The organism is Pseudomonas sp. MF08875 (genome assembly GCF_059862525.1).
On the sequence record NZ_JCBCUW010000016.1, the window covers coordinates 22,874 to 39,658 of the forward strand.

General features: G+C 57.8%; 18 protein-coding genes. 7 read left to right on the plus strand and 11 right to left on the minus strand.

The window, feature by feature from the left end; all coding sequences use genetic code 11:
- Positions 1 to 219: 219 nt before the first annotated feature.
- Positions 220 to 522 (plus strand): hypothetical protein, encoded by a 303-nt coding sequence (locus AC19YT_RS11390; protein ID WP_500610263.1) that lies wholly within the window; start codon positions 220 to 222, stop codon positions 520 to 522.
- A 291-nt stretch (positions 523 to 813) separates the two neighbouring features.
- Positions 814 to 1,026: a cold-shock protein gene (locus tag AC19YT_RS11395; RefSeq protein WP_003179963.1), complete on the plus strand. Its 213-nt coding sequence runs from the start codon at positions 814 to 816 to the stop codon at positions 1,024 to 1,026.
- A 70-nt stretch (positions 1,027 to 1,096) separates the two neighbouring features.
- On the opposite strand, the gene AC19YT_RS11400 is transcribed toward AC19YT_RS11395, so the two are convergent.
- Both AC19YT_RS11400 and AC19YT_RS11405 read right to left on the minus strand, forming a co-directional pair.
- Positions 1,097 to 1,408 carry an I78 family peptidase inhibitor gene (locus AC19YT_RS11400; RefSeq protein ID WP_095110504.1) on the minus strand — a complete coding sequence of 104 codons (312 nt, stop codon included), beginning with the start codon at positions 1,406 to 1,408 and terminating at the stop codon, positions 1,097 to 1,099.
- A 204-nt stretch (positions 1,409 to 1,612) separates the two neighbouring features.
- A complete protein-coding gene (locus AC19YT_RS11405; RefSeq protein ID WP_500610264.1) occupies positions 1,613 to 1,876 on the minus strand; it encodes a hypothetical protein in 264 nt (87 codons plus the stop codon).
- Positions 1,877 to 2,209: 333 nt separating this feature from the next.
- Between AC19YT_RS11405 and AC19YT_RS11410 the strand changes: the two genes are divergently transcribed.
- The 3 genes from AC19YT_RS11410 (at position 2,210) to AC19YT_RS11420 (ending at position 4,446) form a co-directional block, all read left to right on the plus strand.
- The gene (locus AC19YT_RS11410; protein ID WP_500610265.1) at positions 2,210 to 3,298 is read left to right on the plus strand and encodes an asparaginase; all 1,089 of its coding nucleotides are present in this window, start codon (positions 2,210 to 2,212) and stop codon (positions 3,296 to 3,298) included.
- A 178-nt stretch (positions 3,299 to 3,476) separates the two neighbouring features.
- Positions 3,477 to 3,752: a DUF1654 domain-containing protein gene (locus AC19YT_RS11415; RefSeq protein WP_500610266.1), complete on the plus strand. Its 276-nt coding sequence runs from the start codon at positions 3,477 to 3,479 to the stop codon at positions 3,750 to 3,752.
- A gap of 4 nt (positions 3,753 to 3,756) precedes the next feature.
- Positions 3,757 to 4,446, plus strand: a complete 690-nt coding sequence (locus tag AC19YT_RS11420) for an endonuclease (protein WP_095110500.1) — start codon at positions 3,757 to 3,759, stop codon at positions 4,444 to 4,446.
- Between the two features lie 6 nt (positions 4,447 to 4,452).
- Here the strand turns inward: AC19YT_RS11420 and AC19YT_RS11425 are convergent, their stop codons facing one another.
- The gene (locus tag AC19YT_RS11425; protein WP_500599042.1) at positions 4,453 to 4,812 is read right to left on the minus strand and encodes an SPOR domain-containing protein; all 360 of its coding nucleotides are present in this window, start codon (positions 4,810 to 4,812) and stop codon (positions 4,453 to 4,455) included.
- Positions 4,813 to 5,062: 250 nt separating this feature from the next.
- Between AC19YT_RS11425 and csrA the strand changes: the two genes are divergently transcribed.
- Together csrA and AC19YT_RS11435 are read left to right on the plus strand one after the other, a co-directional pair.
- Positions 5,063 to 5,257 carry a carbon storage regulator CsrA gene (gene csrA, locus AC19YT_RS11430; protein ID WP_007920550.1) on the plus strand — a complete coding sequence of 65 codons (195 nt, stop codon included), beginning with the start codon at positions 5,063 to 5,065 and terminating at the stop codon, positions 5,255 to 5,257.
- Between the two features lie 518 nt (positions 5,258 to 5,775).
- Positions 5,776 to 6,453, plus strand: coding sequence for a lipopolysaccharide kinase InaA family protein (locus AC19YT_RS11435; protein ID WP_500610267.1), 678 nt, complete (start codon positions 5,776 to 5,778; stop codon positions 6,451 to 6,453).
- Here the strand turns inward: AC19YT_RS11435 and AC19YT_RS11440 are convergent.
- The 8 genes from AC19YT_RS11440 to AC19YT_RS11475 all read right to left on the minus strand — a co-directional run bounded on the left by AC19YT_RS11440 (position 6,422) and on the right by AC19YT_RS11475 (position 16,593).
- Positions 6,422 to 6,901 (minus strand): DnaT-like ssDNA-binding protein, encoded by a 480-nt coding sequence (locus AC19YT_RS11440; RefSeq protein ID WP_500610268.1) that lies wholly within the window; start codon positions 6,899 to 6,901, stop codon positions 6,422 to 6,424. The genes AC19YT_RS11435 and AC19YT_RS11440 overlap by 32 nt on opposite strands.
- Before the next feature lie 65 nt (positions 6,902 to 6,966).
- Positions 6,967 to 7,980: a GlxA family transcriptional regulator gene (locus tag AC19YT_RS11445; RefSeq protein ID WP_500610269.1), complete on the minus strand. Its 1,014-nt coding sequence runs from the start codon at positions 7,978 to 7,980 to the stop codon at positions 6,967 to 6,969.
- Between the two features lie 179 nt (positions 7,981 to 8,159).
- Positions 8,160 to 10,364, minus strand: a complete 2,205-nt coding sequence (locus AC19YT_RS11450) for an OsmC domain/YcaO domain-containing protein (RefSeq protein ID WP_500610270.1) — start codon at positions 10,362 to 10,364, stop codon at positions 8,160 to 8,162.
- A 656-nt stretch (positions 10,365 to 11,020) separates the two neighbouring features.
- Complete coding sequence (locus AC19YT_RS11455; protein WP_095110494.1) at positions 11,021 to 11,431, minus strand: YybH family protein; 411 nt, start codon at positions 11,429 to 11,431, stop codon at positions 11,021 to 11,023.
- Positions 11,432 to 11,486: 55 nt separating this feature from the next.
- Complete coding sequence (locus tag AC19YT_RS11460) at positions 11,487 to 13,916, minus strand: TonB-dependent siderophore receptor (protein WP_500599036.1); 2,430 nt, start codon at positions 13,914 to 13,916, stop codon at positions 11,487 to 11,489.
- 79 nt (positions 13,917 to 13,995) lie between these two features.
- Entirely contained in the window at positions 13,996 to 14,964 is a 969-nt protein-coding gene (locus AC19YT_RS11465) for a FecR domain-containing protein (RefSeq protein ID WP_500610271.1), read from the minus strand.
- The gene (locus AC19YT_RS11470) at positions 14,957 to 15,499 is read right to left on the minus strand and encodes a sigma-70 family RNA polymerase sigma factor (protein ID WP_500610272.1); all 543 of its coding nucleotides are present in this window, start codon (positions 15,497 to 15,499) and stop codon (positions 14,957 to 14,959) included. The genes AC19YT_RS11465 and AC19YT_RS11470 overlap by 8 nt, the downstream gene beginning before the upstream one ends.
- Before the next feature lie 224 nt (positions 15,500 to 15,723).
- On the minus strand, positions 15,724 to 16,593 hold the full coding sequence (locus tag AC19YT_RS11475) for a LysR family transcriptional regulator (RefSeq protein WP_500610273.1): 870 nt from the start codon (positions 16,591 to 16,593) through the stop codon (positions 15,724 to 15,726).
- Positions 16,594 to 16,785 lie beyond the last annotated feature (192 nt).

Below are 16,785 nucleotides of genomic sequence, written 5' to 3' on the forward strand. Positions count from 1 at the left end.
GGGTGATTCAGGCCTCTTCAGCCGCCAGGATGGAAAAAACCTGAGGAGGGCGAAAACCTGAGGGCAGGATGCTAGCACAGATGAGCGGTCGCCCGCGCCCTGGCGCGCGCAAGTAAACCGTCGGTTTTTGTGCAAAAGTGCTGAACTGAACGGCGCTTGACACCTCAGATGTCGGGAGTCCGAGTAAACAGCCCCACAGATCACAAGGAGCATCCCAACATGCATCTGAACCGTATCTTTGCCTTCATCACCCCCTTCATCCTTATGCTGCCGCTGAGCGCGCACGCCGACTGGCCAAAAGGCGAGCGTGAAAAATACATGGCGCAATGCACGCAGACCGCTGCCCCACAGATTGGTGTCGCCGCCGCAAAAGCCCACTGTGCTTGCGGGGCCGATGCGATCAAGTCGTACCCTGCCAGCGATATCCAAGCATTGATGGACAACAACGCCAGCGACGCACTGAAAGAGAAGGCCCTGAAGAGAATCGCCGCCTGCAAGGCCGATAACAAGGCCAAGAAGTAATCCAGAAGAGAGAAATACGCACAGTAAAAGTCGACAAAAAAGCTCATAAAAACGCCCTTTCGTACATTTTATGCAGGTTTTACAGCTTTTTTTACAGCTCGAGTTTTGCGCGCAAAGCCTTTTAAACCGGGACTTTCAGCGTTTCATGCCAACAAAGATAACGCCACTGACTGGCAAACAAACCGGCAAGGGGGGTTTCAAGTCCAACATTTCGACTATGATACCCCGGTGTGCCCAGTTGGCCTGAGCAGCACAGCACTACTGAAAATATATGTTTCTTGGAGATACACCATGTCTAATCGCCAAACCGGCACCGTTAAATGGTTCAACGATGAAAAAGGCTTCGGCTTCATCACTCCTCAAGGTGGCGGTGACGACCTGTTCGTACACTTCAAAGCTATCGAAAGCGACGGTTTCAAAAGCCTGAAAGAAGGCCAAACCGTTTCCTTCGTGGCTGAGAAAGGCCAAAAGGGTATGCAAGCTGCACAAGTTCGCCCTGAGTAAGTTTTCAGCGAGCTAAAAAAACCCCGTCCATGTGACGGGGTTTTTTATGCGTTTGAAAAAACCGACGCTCTCAGCCGCAATTGACGCGGGTAATCACCAGGTTGTCATCGGTGTTCAGGTTCAAACGATCCGAACGGTACTCAAGGGTCATGACATCGTCGGGGCGCAGAACCCGTGCATTGTGTGCGCCCGAGCGCTTGCGGGCCTGCTCCAGCAGCTCAGGTGTGGCCTTCTTGCCGATGACGAAATCGGCGGCTTTGGACTCGCAGCGAGCGTGGGCCATCTCGTCGGTTGCTGGCTCGCTGACCGACTCGGCAGTACTGCAACCGCTCAGAGCAAGCACAGCTGACAAGGTTGCGAATGACACGAGCTTGCAAGGCATGAAAACCTCCTTTTCAAAAATAAACAGAGTTGATGCGACAGCTATTCAGGTTGCGGGGTTCAAAAGTACGCCACTCCCCTGCCTTCACCACAGGAAGCAGGCAAGTCTGCCTGAGGACTCGCGACGCTTTCCCGATTCAATCGTGACCGGATGTGATTGTCATCAGTAGACATCGATGTAATCAAACGGCGGATGGGGCCAGTTCTACTTCAAGGCATTGAAAACCTGCATCACCCAGACTTCATCGCTGGCCGCCACATTTCCCACATAACCCGAACCAGCCGCCCACGTCTCCAGGCGAAACAACAGGCCTTCAATATCCGTACCCCCGACCACGCCGGAAGACAAATAGGCGATACCGCCCTTGGTGACCCGCAGCTGGGTATGCACATTGTCACTGGCCGAGGCCAGCAACCGGCGCACGTTCTCGAGGGTCAAGCCATCCGGAGAGTTCAAATCGATCTGCACGGGGTGCTCCTTGAGCGATTATCAAAAAACGAGTGTCCCACAGCCGCGCCCTCCTGCCTAAGCCGTTACTCGCCAAGAGCCCGACTTCTCCTGTTTGTTTATCGGCACTTTCGGTCAACCGAACGGAAAAAATATCCACCGTCGGAAATCCGGACACTTCATAAACAAAAAATAATAAAAGACAAACATAATCAAGCAATTACACAGCATTCCAAATAAACGTATCTTGGTACAGATCCTGCTTTTCTCTATCACCCCGGCGCATTCAGACCTGCCTGGGGGCGTTTCTAGGTGAACTGAATCGCACCGTCATCACTACAAGAGAGAAAAACAATGAAACCTGCCTTCAACACCTTTATTCCGGGCGCCTTGGCCCTGCTCCTGCTACTCCCGACGGCACTGCAAGCCAAAGAAGTCGAAACCCAGCAAAAATTGGCTAACGTGGTCGTTCTCGCCACCGGCGGCACCATTGCCGGCGCCGGCGCCAGTGCCGCCAACAGCGCGACCTACCAAGCGGCTAAGGTCGGCATCGAGCAACTGATCGCCGCCGTGCCGCAGCTGAGCCAACTGGCCAACGTGCGTGGCGAACAGGTCATGCAGATCGCTTCCGAAAGCATCACCAATGAAAACCTGCTGCAACTGGGCCGCCGCGTTGCCGAACTGGCCGACAGCAAGGACGTCGATGGGATTGTCATCACCCACGGCACCGACACCCTGGAAGAAACCGCGTACTTCCTCAACCTCGTGGAAAAAACCGACAAGCCCATCGTTGTCGTAGGGTCGATGCGCCCTGGCACCGCCATGTCGGCCGATGGCATGCTCAACCTGTATAACGCCGTCGCCGTTGCCGGCAGCAAAGAGGCCCGCGGCAAGGGCGTGTTGGTCACCATGAACGACGAGATCCAGTCGGGCCGCGATGTCAGCAAGATGATTAACATCAAGACCGAAGCGTTCAAAAGCGCCTGGGGCCCGATGGGCATGGTCGTGGAAGGCAAATCCTACTGGTTCCGCTTGCCCGCCAAGCGCCACACCATGGATTCCGAGTTCGACATCAAGACCATCAAGAGCCTGCCTGACGTTGAAATCGCCTATTCCTACGGCAACGTCAACGATACAGCCTACAAGGCTCTGGCCCAGTCCGGCGCCAAGGCGATCATCCATGCCAGCACCGGCAACGGCTCGGTCTCTTCCCGCGTGGCGCCTACCCTGCAAGCGCTGCGCAAGGATGGCGTGCAGATCATTCGTTCTTCCCACGTAAACGCTGGCGGTTTCGTACTGCGCAACGCCGAACAGCCTGACGACAAGTACGACTGGGTGGTCGCCCATGACCTGAACCCACAAAAGGCCCGCATCCTGGCGATGGTGGCACTGACCAAGACGTCCGATAGCAAAGAGTTGCAACGGATGTTCTGGGAATACTGATACGCCTGCCCCGGCCCCTCTAGGCCGGGCTCTCTGCCCGCCTGCCTTGGCGGGCAGTCCTGCACTCCCCCTCGCCACACAAAAAAAATTCCTCATATGCAGCAAGCGTTAAAAAGCGCTGTCACAGGATCTTCTTGAATTTTAAGCAGTTGCGAAAAATCCTACAGCTAAATACTGTATGTGCGTACAGCTTAATAAGGATTATCCCGTGGCGAAAACTCCAGAGACTCCCGCACCCAGCGCCTACGAGCGCTTGGGCCTGCGTATCCAAGCCATCATCAATGCCCCTGCCGCACAGAGGGCCAAGACTGCCCTGATCTTTCGCCTTGCCGATGAGCCCGTGGAGTTGTGGGAACAGCTGCTCGACGAGATCGACGAAAACGACAACGTCACCCTCGCTCACCGTGATGACGGTGGCGTGCATGTTTTCTGGACTGTGCCGAAGGAAGATTGAGTCAATGATTGCCCGCCTGTTCGCCTTGCTTTGCCTCCTCGCCACCTTCACCGCACATGCCCAGGCTCCGCGCACATTCAGTGAAGCGAAGAAGGTTGCGTGGAAGCTCTACGCCCCTCAATCCACCGAGTTCTATTGCGGCTGCAAGTACACCGGCAATCGCGTCAACCTTGCAGCATGCGGGTACGTGCCGCGCAAAAACGCTAACCGCGCCGCGCGCATCGAATGGGAACACATCGTCCCGGCCTGGCAGATCGGCCATCAACGCCAATGCTGGCAAAGCGGCGGGCGCAAGAACTGCACGCGCCATGACCCCTCCTACCAAAAAGCAGAGGCGGACCTGCACAACCTGGTCCCCAGCATCGGTGAGGTGAATGGTGATCGCAGCAATTTCAGCTTCGGCTGGTTGCCGGTGCAGAGCGGCCAGTACGGCTCATGCCTGACCCAAGTGGACTTCAAGGCCAAGAAAGTCATGCCACGGCCCTCGATCCGCGGCATGATCGCCCGCACCTACTTTTATATGAGCAAGCAGTACGGTTTGCGCCTGTCCAAGCAGGACCGCCAACTTTATGAAGCCTGGAACAAGACCTACCCGGTGCAGAGTTGGGAACGCCAACGCAACCAAACCGTGGCCTGCGTCATGGGGCGTGGCAATGAATTTGTCGGGCCGGTGGATATGAAAGCCTGCGGCTGACAAGCCTCAGGAGGCTGGAACGTGCTCGACCACAAAGGATTCAATGCTGCGCTTTTTAGCAGTGGCCAGCTTCTCTACCAGCAAAGCCTGCTTGGCCTCGGCCTCGGCCTTGGTAGCGAAGGGGCCGACCAGGATTCGCGTCTTGCCACCGTCGTTAGCGATGTAAGTGCTGAAGCCGTGCTCGATCAGCCAGGCCGCCACATCGCTCACCGCTTGCGGGGTTTGACCCTGGACTTGAAGATCCCATTGCGGGGCCGCCGCAGCTATCTGAGCAGGCGTCGCGGGCTTGCTGGAGCCTGGATGGTTATTGCCCTGCCCGCAGCCCGCCAAGGCCAATACACCCACTACCAACGCCAATTTGCGCACACCCCACTCCTTCTACCTGGCAAAAGCGGCGATTTTATCACCCATGCTCGCCAATGAACGCCGCAAAACAGACGCAAAACAACAGGAATGATGTTTATCGCCTCTGTATAGTTACGCCTCGGGAATTTATACCGCGCCTACGCGTCAGAAAGAGGCACTCAAACAGTGGCACTGCGCCGTTATCCATCCATACTACCGACATCTGCATTATCTGAATCAGGTGCCCTACCAAGCAATCAAGGAGAAGATCATGCTGATACTCACTCGCAAAGTCGGTGAAAGCATAAATATCGGTGATGACATTACGATCACCATCCTGGGCGTCAGCGGCCAACAGGTCCGGATCGGCATCAACGCTCCGAAAGACGTCGCCGTGCATCGTGAAGAAATCTACCAACGCATCCAGGCCGGTTTGACCGCACCAGACAAACGCGAAACCCCCTGAGCCCGAACGAGTCATCGCCAGCCCTTTGTCCTCTGCAATGGCTGGCGAAATACCTGCAAGCCTTCCTCTTCCCCCACACCGCCCCACCGAAAGCAACCCGCCCTGCTTCCCCTCTGCCTGCTGCACCATGGCGATAGCACGTGCTTGAGGGCAGTAAAAACCGCAGTCGCGAAACAGACAGCCAAGCAAGACGTTGAAAGCTGCGAACCTCAATGGACACGGGCCTGACCTCTTACTTACGACACAGAAAAAACTGACAGATAGCTCTAGAAATTGGATCCACCCGATGGCAATATGCCGCGATTCACAACAAAAAGGCAGGATGCCCAGTGCCGTCGCTTAAAGCCGCCAGAGCTGCATTTCCTCTTTGCCACCGTGTCGCTAAGGCGTCCTTGAGTTTCTCGCACCTACCCAACAGGTCGTTACTCGACGCTATCACCAAGTTGATCGAGCCCCATTTCCAAGACCGCCCCAAACGTGTCAGCCAACCCGTGGGCGACGATCACAACAAAGTGTTCATGAAAGTACAGCGAGTCAAGACGCTGCCCAAACGCCTGCGCGTCACTCTAGGGCGCCCTAAGCGTTCAGGGCGATTCGATTGGCCGCTGGAAGAATTGATGAACACCCTGATTGCCGCCCAGCGTGGCATGAAGACCGCCCAGGTCGTGGGTTTTGGCATGGTCAAACCCAGGTTCGGCATCGTGCGTGAATTCGTGCTGCTGACCGAATACCTCGACGGACACGTCAATGGCCTGCAATGGCTGCGCAAACATCCGCTGCGCACGGCCGAGTTCATCTCCGGTTGCATGAACCTGCTCGCGGACATGCACAGCCGCAACCTGATTCACCTGGATCTGTGGGTGGCGAACATCATGGTCCCCGAGGCCGCTGAGGGTGCCATGCGGGTGATCGACATGGAGAATGTCTTCACCTACCCCTCGCGCTTCAATGCACAGACCCTGGGGCTACAACTGGGCTTTCTGTACCGCAAGGAACTGAGCCAGTTTATCGACGAAGCGAGCTACGACGCGCTGGTCGCCGGTTTCCTGCAACAACGCCCGGAGGTTGACGCAGCCACCTTCGAGCCCATTTACCGTGCCTGCAAGCACATGGCCCTCAGCCACAAGACGCGGCGCAGGATCTTCCTTGAAGGCGAACTGGACATTACCCCTGCACAACCGTCAGCCCGCGCCTGACCAGGTAATCGGCAAACTGCGCACGGCTCGGCGCATAAGGCGCTGGGCGCATCATCGCGCCGGGGTCGGGGCGCAGCAGCGGCGCGCCCTCATCGACGCTGAATGCCGGGTCCGGCACACCCATGCCATGCTCGGCGGCATACAACTCCACGACCAGGCGCAACTGCCCCCATTCGATTTCCAAGGGCACCGTGTTGGCGGCCAGCAATTGCCCACCCACCACACAGTCGCGACGCGGCCAGGCCATGGCTTGGGCTTCGTGGGCCTTGGCGCCTTTCCACTGCCGTGCGTTGATGTCCTGCGCGGCCCGTAGCAACAGCGCTTTCTGCTCGTTCTCGGTCGCCGGAATGAGAAAACCGTAGAAATCGCGATAAAACACCAGCCGTTGCAACGACACGAAGCTGTTGGCGTCCGCTCGCCCCGTCCCGTCTTCAACAATAATCAGCATGGTCGGCCCCAGCCAGGAAGAGGGCCGAGTGTAACGCCCATGGATTTAAAAGACTAAACCCCCACTTACCTGACCAGCCGCACCTCCTTCGACGGGCGATAGCCAAAGTACGCGCTGTAGCACTTGCTGAAGTGGCTGGGCGAGACAAACCCGCAAGCCACCGACACCTCGACCATCGTCAGCGTGGTGTGCTGGAGCAAGCGCCGCGCCTCGGTAATGCGCAAATCCATGTAATAGCGCTGCGGCGTTGCCCCCAGTTGCTCCTTGAACAGCCGCTCGATCTGGCGCCGCGAGCGGCCCGCGTACAGGCACAGCGCCTCCAGCTCCAACGGTTCTTCCAGATTGGCATCCATCAGGTGGACCACTTCGCGCAGTGGCCCGCTCACCGACACTTTGAGCGACGGCTTGATGCGCCGATAGCGGGAGGCCTCGAACGCCAGGATGTCTTCGATGCCATCGGTCAACCCCTTGTCATACAGGGTGCGGACCCACTCCAGCGCCATATAGAACGACCCCGTGGGGCTCGACGCGGTGAGGCGGTCGCGGTCCACCACAAAGGCCTCACTGGTGACCTGGGTCAACCGCGCAATCTCTTCCAACGCAGGCCGATGCTCCGGGTGAATCGCGCAGCGATAGCCGTCCAACAAACCCGCCCGCCCCAAAAACCACGCACCGTTCCAGATGCCTGCCAGCATCACGCCCTGCTCACCGGCCCGTTGCAACAGGCCAATCAGCGCGTCATCGGCCTTGAGCTCAGTGCGGTAGCCGCCGCAGACCACCAGCAAATCCAACGTGGCGATCTGGGCCATATCCAGGCAGGCGTCCGGGCGGATCACCAGGCCCAGGTCGCTGACCACCTCGCCCGGGCCAAGGCCGAAGGTCTTAGTGGTGAACAACTCAGGGCGCAGCAGGTTGGCGGTGACGATGGTGTCCAAGACCTGAGTGAACGCCGGCAACGAAAAATGCTCCAGCAACAGGAACCCCGCCCGCGCGGCCTGCCCAGGCTGGCGTTCATGCTCGTGCAAGTAGCGCAGGTTCTTACCCTTCATCGCCCCGCTGAACTGACGTCGCTGTACCAACGTGCACCTCACTTGCCCCTATGAATGAAGCACTGATTAAACCCGCGGCGGTTGCTGCTGGCGATCACTAAAGCACCGCGCGGGCTAGGCGAAGGCCTGCCCTACCGATTGCCGATCAATTAAGCGAAGACTTATACGGGCTCAGCGGTTTAACTGGCGGAAGTCGCCCCACCACTCGCCTAGCGAGACACCACCGCCCCAGTGGCCCGCGCCGAATGCAGCTTTTTATAGCTGTCGATCAGCCGCAGGTGCCTGTCCAGGCCTTCGAGCTTCATGCTGGTCGGCGTCAAGCCGTAGAAACGCACACTGCCTTGCACCGAGCCGATCACTGCGTCCACCCGCGCGTCGCCGAACATCCGGCGCAAATTGACCTCGTAATCATCCAGGTCCATCTCGTCGTCCATCTGCACTTCCAGCACCACATTCACGGCTTGGTAAAACAGCCCGCGCTCGACCGTGTTGTCGTTGTACTGCAGGAACATCTCCACCAACTCCTTGGCCTCCTCATACTGCTGCAAAGCCAGGTAAATCAGCAGTTTCAGCTCCAGGATGGTCAACTGGCCCCACGCCGTGTTGTCGTCAAACTCGATGCCGATCAACGTGGTGATGTCGGTGTAATCATCCAGTTCGCTTTGCGCCAGGCGCTCGACCAATGCCTTGAGAGCGTCATCGTCCAGGCTGTGCAGGTTCAAGATGTCTTCGCGGAAAAACAGCGCCTTGTTGGTGTTGTCCCAGATCAAATCGTCAACCGGGTAGATTTCCGAATAGTCCGGCACCAGGATGCGGCAGGCCTTGGCGCCGATATGCTCGTACACCGCCATATACACTTGCTTGCCCAGGCCTTCGAGAATGCCAAACAGGGTCGCGGCTTCGTCGGCGTTGGCGTTTTCGCCCTGGCTGGTGAAGTCCCACTCGACGAACTCGAAATCCGCCTTGGCGCTGAAGAAGCGCCACGACACCACACCGCTGGAATCGATGAAGTGCTCGACAAAGTTGTTCGGCTCCATCAGCGCCTGGCTTTCAAAGGTCGGCTGCGGCAGGTCATTGAGGCCTTCGAAACTGCGGCCCTGGAGCAACTCGGTGAGGCTACGCTCCAGCGCCACTTCCAGGCTCGGGTGCGCACCGAATGAGGCGAACACACCGCCCGTGCGCGGGTTCATCAAGGTCACGCACATCACCGGGAACTCGCCGCCCAGGGACGCATCCTTCACCAACACCGGGAAGCCCTGGGCCTCCAGGCCCTGGATGCCGGCGAGAATCCCGGGGTACTTGGCCAGCACCTCCCGGGGCACATCCGGCAGGGCCAATTCACCCTCCAGGATTTCGCGTTTCACCGCGCGCTCGAAGATCTCCGACAGGCACTGCACCTGCGCCTCGGCCAGCGTATTACCCGCACTCATGCCGTTGCTGAGGAACAGGTTTTCGATCAGGTTGGAGGGGAAATACACCACTTCGCCATCAGACTGGCGCACAAACGGCAGCGAGCAAATGCCGCGCTCGATATTGCCCGAGTTGGTGTCGTACAGGTGCGAGCCGCGCAACTCGCCATCGGGGTTGTAAATTTTGCGACAGTGCTCGTCGAGAATTTCCGCTGGCAACGCATCTTTGCGGCCAGGCTGGAACCAGCGCTCGTCCGGGTAATGCACGAACTCGGCATGGGCGATCTCTTCACCCCAGAACTGATCGTTGTAGAAGAAATTGCAGTTGAGCCGCTCGATGAACTCGCCCAACGCCGACGCCAAGGCACCCTCCTTGGTCGCGCCCTTGCCGTTGGTAAAACACATGGGCGAATGCGCATCGCGGATGTGCAGCGACCACACGTTGGGCACGATATTGCGCCACGAAGCGATTTCAATCTTCATGCCCAGGCCGGCCAGAATCCCCGACATATTGGCGATGGTCTGCTCCAGCGGCAGGTCTTTGCCTACGATGTAGGTGCCGTTGTCTGACAAGGCATGGGGCATCAGCAACGCCTGGGCGTCGGCGTCGAGGCTCTCTACTTCTTCAATGACAAACTCAGGCCCGGTCTGCACGACTTTCTTCACCGTGCAACGGTCGATGGAACGCAAGATACCCTGGCGGTCCTTGGCGGATATATCCGCCGGCAACTCGACCTGAATCTTGAAAATCTGGTTGTAGCGGTTTTCCGGGTCCACGATGTTGTTCTGCGACAAGCGAATGTTGTCGGTGGGAATATTGCGAGTCTGGCAGTACAACTTCACAAAATATGCCGCGCACAGAGCCGAAGACGCCAGGAAGTAATCGAACGGCCCCGGCGCCGAACCGTCACCCTTGTAGCGAATAGGCTGGTCGGCCACCACCGTAAAGTCATCGAACTTTGCTTCAAGCCGAAGGTTGTCGAGAAAGTTGACCTTGATTTCCATGGGTGATTACCAGAGTGACGAGTGAGTGGCGTGACGATTAAGCAAGCAATACACCGCAAAGAACGAGGACTTTGCAAAAGCCTTGAAAATCGCAGACAACGAAAAAGGGCCCACCTTTCGATGAGCCCTTCTAGACCGCCCCGTAGAGCGGATTGTGTTTGGCAGGTGCGATTGGATTCGAACCAACGACCCCACCCTGCCAGGGTGTTCTTTAAGGCGCACGTAAGCCGTTAATAGTAAAGGAAAATGCACACTCTGTCAGCCTGTTTAACGCTGGCCTAAGGCCCTATAAGAATCAGTAACTTAGCGTTGTATCTTTCATCAGCGGTCCCCCTCTCCCCCGGCGTCCTGCCGAAAGTGGCGGTGGGGCGCTGAAAACCGGCCAGGCCTGACCCAATATCCCGCGACCAACGAAAATGCCAATTTTCGGGAGCTTTTAAAATGCCGCGTCGTTGCTTTCGATGCACTGGGAGCCCGGTAAAATCCACCGCCCTGGGATTCTTGGCCTGTGCCATGCGGCGTTCGCGACACTGCCTCTCGTACAGAGCCTGGGTTCAGCGTGCGCCTGGGCACACCTGGCGGATCAGTAAACTGCCACCTCTCACCTGCGAGCAAGGGCGCCCACCTATAGAGTGGACACCCTCCTGTTTAAATGCCTACGGTTCAACAACCTCATCCAGCAACGTCGTCCCATAGGAATTGTCCACTACACATAACCACTTTTCCGAGACCTGTCGAAATACGTAGGTGGCCCGGCGCATGCTCTGGCTTTCTGCACCCGCCTTATCCGTGGCCTGTAGCCGGGTTTCCATGATGACAAGCGCCACATCACCGCCGGGTATGACCTGCATCTTTCCCTGAGTAACAACGATGCTGTGATTGAAGTGCTGCGCAATGGCGACAAAAGCTCGGCGGATGCTGTCTTTCCCGGTGACGGTCAAACCTGGCTTGACGACGAGACTTGCGTCATCGGCATAAAACTTCATCAATTCGTCGAAGTTTTCCGCCGTAATGGCCCGGTCAGCGGCCGCGATTGTTTCTCTGAGTGTTCGGGTGAGTGCGTCCATTTCTGTTCTCCTGATTAAGCCTCAGAGTGAATGATCCTTGACGATGAACAGCTGCTTAGAAGCTGTAACGGGCAGTCAGTTTCAAATTGCGTGGATCGCCGTAGATGTCATACGGGTTATAGGCTCCATTGGCGACGCTGCTGTAGTAAGTACGATCAAACAGGTTATTGACGTTGACCTGCAGATCCAATTGCTCGCTCGCCTTGTAGCCTGCAACCAAACCGGCCACCGTGTACGAGCCCTGCTGGTTTTTCCATGCGCTGGTGCCAGTGCCCCCCGAGGTGCGGATGCGGCTTTGCTGGTAGACATCACCCCCCACGCGCCAGCGCTGCAACTCACCAGGCAAGGTGTAGATCGTGGCCAGCTTGAACATTTGACGCGGTTTCTTGCGGTCGAAATCTTCGCCTTCTCGGGCTGCGTTGGCGTCGCTGACGTATTGGGTCTGGGTGTAGGTGTAACCGGCGGCCAGTTGCCAGTTGTCGGTCAGGGCGCCCTGGATTTCCAGATCGATGCCGCGGCTGCGGACCAGTCCGGCCGCTTCGTAGCAGGCGCTGGCAGCGCCTGAACCGCAACCTTTGGATTCAGGCAACTCTTGGGCACGGTTCTTCTGGTCGATCTGGAAGACCGCCATGTTGGTGTTCAGGGCGCCACCAAAGTATTCGCCCTTGATACCCATTTCGTAGTTCTCGCCCACGACAGGGTCGATCACTTTCCTGTCCAGGCCTTTGCTGCTCTGCGGCTTGAAGATATCGGTGTAGCTGACATAGACCGAGTGGTTGGTGTCCAGGTCATAGACGAGGCCGGCATAGCGGGTCAGGTTGCGAGTGACCTTGAAGTTGCCTTCACTGTTGGCGCTGTCGTCGAATTCGTACCAGTCAACACGACCACCGAGAATCAACGACAGGGGTTCGCTCAGGCGCAGGCGGGTGCTGGCATAGACACTGTCCTGGGTAGTGGTCTCGGGAAGGCCATCACTGCCCGTGACGTAATCGGGTTTGGGATGAGCGCCTGGGTCCCAGTCGAAGGGATTACTGCCAGTGTCGATGAAATCGCTCCAGGCCTTGCCGGAACGATAATCCAGCTTGCGCTTGCTTACGCCGATAGTCAGGTCATGTGCTTGGCCGAGCAACTGGAAGGGGCCGCTGAGCGCCAGATCGTAGCCGGTCTCCTTCTGCTCCATGGCTTCCGTCCATAAATAGTGGCGGTCGTATTCCCATACCGAAGAGGCCAGTACATCAGTGTCGGTCTTCGACTGCATGGCTGCCAGGCGCAGCGTCCAGTCGTTGGCGAAGCCTTGCTCCAGGGTGGCGAAATAGCCGGTGGTCTGATCGTCCGAGTATTCCCAGTCATGCCCCAGGAAGGTGTCGCGTGGCAGTCCGAGATGGCCGCCGCCACGGGCCATGGGCAACCCGCCCCAGATGTAGTTGGTATGGTTCTTCTGCCGATAGGCCCCAAGCGTCAGGGTGGTGCTTTCACTCAAGTCGGCGTCGACCACGCCGTAGAACAGATCGTGATCGCTTTGCACCGAGTCACGAAAGCTTTTGGCGTCCTGCCGCGAAACCACGGTACGGGCGCGCAGGGTGCCGTTTTCATTGAGCGGGCCGCCGACATCCAGCGTGCCGGTGTAATCGTCCCAACTACCGGCGCTGCCGGTGAGCGTGCCCTGGAATGTGTGCGTCGGGCGCTTGCGCACCAGGTTGATGGCACCGGCGGGGTTACCGGCACCCTGGGCCAGCCCGGTGGCCCCGCGGACGATCTCCACCCGGTCATACATGGCCAGGTTGGCTTCTCCGCTGGGCAGGTAGGTCAGGAAACTGGTGGGGAAACCGTCATACATGATGTTATCGATGTCAAAACCGCGCGCGCTGAAACTAGGCCGCCCTACGCCACCGGAATTGTTGAGGAAAATGCCCGGTGCGCTTTTGGCGACATCGCTGATGCTGGTCATGGCTTTGTCGTCCATGCGTTTGCGCGTGACGACGCTCACCGACTGCGGTGTTTCGCGCAAACTCAAGGGCAGCTTGGTGGCCGTTTGCATCGCCCCGGTGGTGTACGAGCCGCTGTTCTCGGTAGTCGCCGCCAGGCGCTGGCCAGTAATGCTGGTCGCGCCCAGCTCCAGGCCTGTGCCAACGACTTGCGGTGCCAGCAGGTACAGGCCGTTACCCTGCGGTGAAGCTTGCAGACCGCTACCCTGTAGCAGTTGCTGCAGGCCGCCTTCGACGCTGGTGGCAGCATTCAGGCCAGGGCTGCGCAAACCTTCCACCAGGCCCGGTTCGATGGCCAGGGTGATTCCTGCCTGGCTTGCGAACTCGGAGAGGGTCCTGCTCAGGTTGCCGGCAGGCACCTGATAGGCGCGGCTGTGTTGCGCGCCCTGCTCTGCGGCCTGCACCGAGGCTGGAGTCAGGCTGCCACCCGCGATGATAAGACCCAGTGCGCCAGCGTGAACCGCTCGCGCCAGTGGTTGCATGCCCTGCGTCGTTGCCATGTGTTCGTCCCCGCCCAGTGAAAATAATGTGGTTACGGGAGGGACACGCAGTATCAAGAAAACACGACAATGATTCTCTTTACGCCTTCGCGCGCGCCGTGATGGTGACCCAATAGGGCGAGCGATAGTGCACGTCCACCGGCAGAGCCTGGCTCAGGGCGCGGAGTATTTGATCGGTGTCGCGCAACTGGAAAGCACCCGAGATCAGCAGCCCAGCCACTGCTGGATCGCAACGCAGCAAGCCTGGGCGATAGCGATCCAGCTCGCTGACGAAGTCATCGAGGCGCATTTTTTCTGCGCGCAGCACGTTGTTGAGCCAGTCGAGACGGCCCTGCGCCAGTGCCATTGAAGGCTGCGCTGCCTGGGCGCTGACATGGGTTTGCCGGCCGGGGGCTAGACGCACCAGGCCCTCATCACCCCGTGATAGCCGCGGGCGCACCTCGACAGCGCCCTGCAGCGCGGCGAGGTAGGTGCGCTGTGGATACTGACGCACCAAAAAACGGCTGCCGAGCAGGGTAACTTGCGCTTGTGCGGTATCGACGATGAACGGGCGGCTGGCATGCTCGCGCGGCACCTCGACAAGCATCTCGCCGGCGATGAGGCGCGTGCGACGAACGTTGTCGTCGTAGGCAATATCGACGGCGCTGCCAGTGTTCAGGCGAATCTGTCCGCCATCCGGCAGATGCAGGGTGCGCTGCTCCCCCGTGGCGGTGCGCTCGTCCGCCTGCCACTCACGCCACGGCAAACCCTGGTGCGCTGCGAAACCAAGCGGGGCAGCGGCGATCAGCAACGCAAGGGTCTTGAGCACCTGTCGCCGCTCCAGGCTGCGCGGGCGCTCCAGAGCCGCCCGGCCGGCACCACCGGCAAGCTGTTGGGTGCGGTCACTGAAGCGCTCGGCCAGTTGCCAGGCCCGCTCATGATCGGCGTGCTGCGCCCGCCACTCGGCGCCGGCGGCATGCTCGGCGGCGCAAGCGCTGCTGTTCTGCAAGCGCACGAACCAAACAGCCGCTTCGCGGGCAATGCGCCGGTCGATGGGCGTATTACTCATTCTGCTGCGCGCTCTGGCTAGCGAACACGATGCACTCTTCAAACGCCAGCGCAAGGTAGCGCTGTACCGAACGCACGCTGAGGTTGAGGCGCCTGGCGATCTCTTCCTGCGTGTACCCCTCCAACTGCGCCATCAGGAACGCCTGCCGGGTTTTGGTCGGCAATAAGGCAAGTACTTGGTCGATCTCGTCGAGGGCTTCGAGTACCAGCGCCTGATGTTCCAGCGATGGCGCCAGGCCTTCCGGTGTTTGCGCCAGCGCAGCGAGATAGGCCTGCTCCAGGGAGCGGCGGCGGTAGAGGTTAATAGACAAGCGATTGGCGATGGTCGCCAAATAGGCGCGCGGCGCTTTCAAGTCCAGGCGCTCGCCAGGCGCATTGCTGAGCAAGCGCAGGAACGTATCCTGAGCCAGGTCCGCCGCATCGGCGGCATTGCCCAGGCGCTTGCGCAGCCAGCCCTGCAGCCAGCCGTGGTGGTGGCTGTAAAGCTGATCGAGAGCATGATGCGGGTGAGGGTTTACCGATGATGTGGGCTGCACGAGATACGACAAGTGTGAATGAGAATTTATCGCATTGTATCAGCATAAACTCGGCCGCGTGCAAGCAAAGGGGCGGCGGCCCGAACATAGGCTGGACCTACGGTGCCGGGGGCAGCCCGCTCCACCAACGTGCATGAGCCGCACGGGTTCACGCTCGCCGTCCGGCTCAACCGCACGGGGGTTGCGTTAAGTGGCACCCGCCTTATAGAACCCTCAACGCTTAATCAAATATCTTTGAACTCTTCCTCCAACAACTCAGCAAACTTATCTTTCGCACGATGAAGACCTGCATGCTTATTCCATACAAAATAGTTTTGTATGGGCGCCAAGTCATCGAACGTATGCCCACATATGCCCCCAATACTCTTGAACTGTTCAAAAAAACCTTTGGGCACAAGTGAAACCCCCGCACCCGAACTTACGCAACCAAGAATAGTTCCATAGCTGGCGATACTCGTTATAACCGTCGCAACACGATGCTCGTCAAGCCAGCCTTCAAGAGATTTCCGATAAGGGCATCCCTCAGGCCACATAAAAATATTTTTCCCACTCAGGTCTTGAGGTTTCTTTATATCACCCATATCAGGAGAAGCAATCAACACAAGCTCCTCTTTGTAAATCTCCAAACGGCTGATGTCAGGATGTTCGTTGTCGGCAGCAATAACCGCACAATCTAATTTATGGGCTACTACATCACTTAAGAGTTGAGGCCATGGCCCGGTGCTGAATTGCATTTGAACTGAAGGATAATTCTGGTGAAACTTAGATAACAGTTTAGGCAGCCGTCCTGTCGCGCAAGATTCTATCGCACCAATACTCAATATCCCCGATGGCATCGAACTGGGTTCCAGCGCCCTGCGAGCTTCTTGGCACAACGATAGAATTTTGTTTGTATAGGTCAGAAACAACACACCTGACGGGCTGATAATCAGCCCTCTACCTTTTCTTATAAAAAGCGATACTCCTAACTCACTTTCGAGGAGCTTTATCCTATTTGTTATATTTGAAGGAACACAATGCAATAGCTCAGACGCTCGAACGATACTGCCTTGCTCGGCAACTGTTTTGAACATGGTTAATTGCGAGAGCTCCATTAGCCAACCGCTCATTTAAAATGAATGATCGGCTCACTATAAATCACTTGTGATTGTCATATCAACCAACTAATTTAATCGGGTCCAATTCGCGCAGGAAATTTCAACCAGCGCCCAAAGGATGATAAAGGCGAAATCATGAGTTCGACATCATTGCAAAACCGTTCGACGTTATTGACCACTCAATTACTC

What these genes read in the sequence shown, in the direction of transcription:
- AC19YT_RS11440 (WP_500610268.1), bottom strand. Translation starts at nt 6,901, where the DNA reads ATGCTGATTATTGTTGAAGACGGGACGGGGCGAGCGGACGCCAACAGC.
- AC19YT_RS11460 (WP_500599036.1), bottom strand. Translation starts at nt 13,916, where the DNA reads ATGGCAACGACGCAGGGCATGCAACCACTGGCGCGAGCGGTTCACGCT.
- AC19YT_RS11435 (WP_500610267.1), top strand. Translation starts at nt 5,776, where the DNA reads ATGAAAGTACAGCGAGTCAAGACGCTGCCCAAACGCCTGCGCGTCACT.
- AC19YT_RS11400 (WP_095110504.1), bottom strand. Translation starts at nt 1,408, where the DNA reads ATGCCTTGCAAGCTCGTGTCATTCGCAACCTTGTCAGCTGTGCTTGCT.
- csrA (WP_007920550.1), top strand. Translation starts at nt 5,063, where the DNA reads ATGCTGATACTCACTCGCAAAGTCGGTGAAAGCATAAATATCGGTGAT.
- AC19YT_RS11475 (WP_500610273.1), bottom strand. Translation starts at nt 16,593, where the DNA reads ATGGAGCTCTCGCAATTAACCATGTTCAAAACAGTTGCCGAGCAAGGC.
- AC19YT_RS11420 (WP_095110500.1), top strand. Translation starts at nt 3,757, where the DNA reads ATGATTGCCCGCCTGTTCGCCTTGCTTTGCCTCCTCGCCACCTTCACC.
- AC19YT_RS11465 (WP_500610271.1), bottom strand. Translation starts at nt 14,964, where the DNA reads ATGAGTAATACGCCCATCGACCGGCGCATTGCCCGCGAAGCGGCTGTT.
- AC19YT_RS11410 (WP_500610265.1), top strand. Translation starts at nt 2,210, where the DNA reads ATGAAACCTGCCTTCAACACCTTTATTCCGGGCGCCTTGGCCCTGCTC.
- AC19YT_RS11450 (WP_500610270.1), bottom strand. Translation starts at nt 10,364, where the DNA reads ATGGAAATCAAGGTCAACTTTCTCGACAACCTTCGGCTTGAAGCAAAG.
- AC19YT_RS11415 (WP_500610266.1), top strand. Translation starts at nt 3,477, where the DNA reads ATGTGCGTACAGCTTAATAAGGATTATCCCGTGGCGAAAACTCCAGAG.
- AC19YT_RS11390 (WP_500610263.1), top strand. Translation starts at nt 220, where the DNA reads ATGCATCTGAACCGTATCTTTGCCTTCATCACCCCCTTCATCCTTATG.
- AC19YT_RS11455 (WP_095110494.1), bottom strand. Translation starts at nt 11,431, where the DNA reads ATGGACGCACTCACCCGAACACTCAGAGAAACAATCGCGGCCGCTGAC.
- AC19YT_RS11395 (WP_003179963.1), top strand. Translation starts at nt 814, where the DNA reads ATGTCTAATCGCCAAACCGGCACCGTTAAATGGTTCAACGATGAAAAA.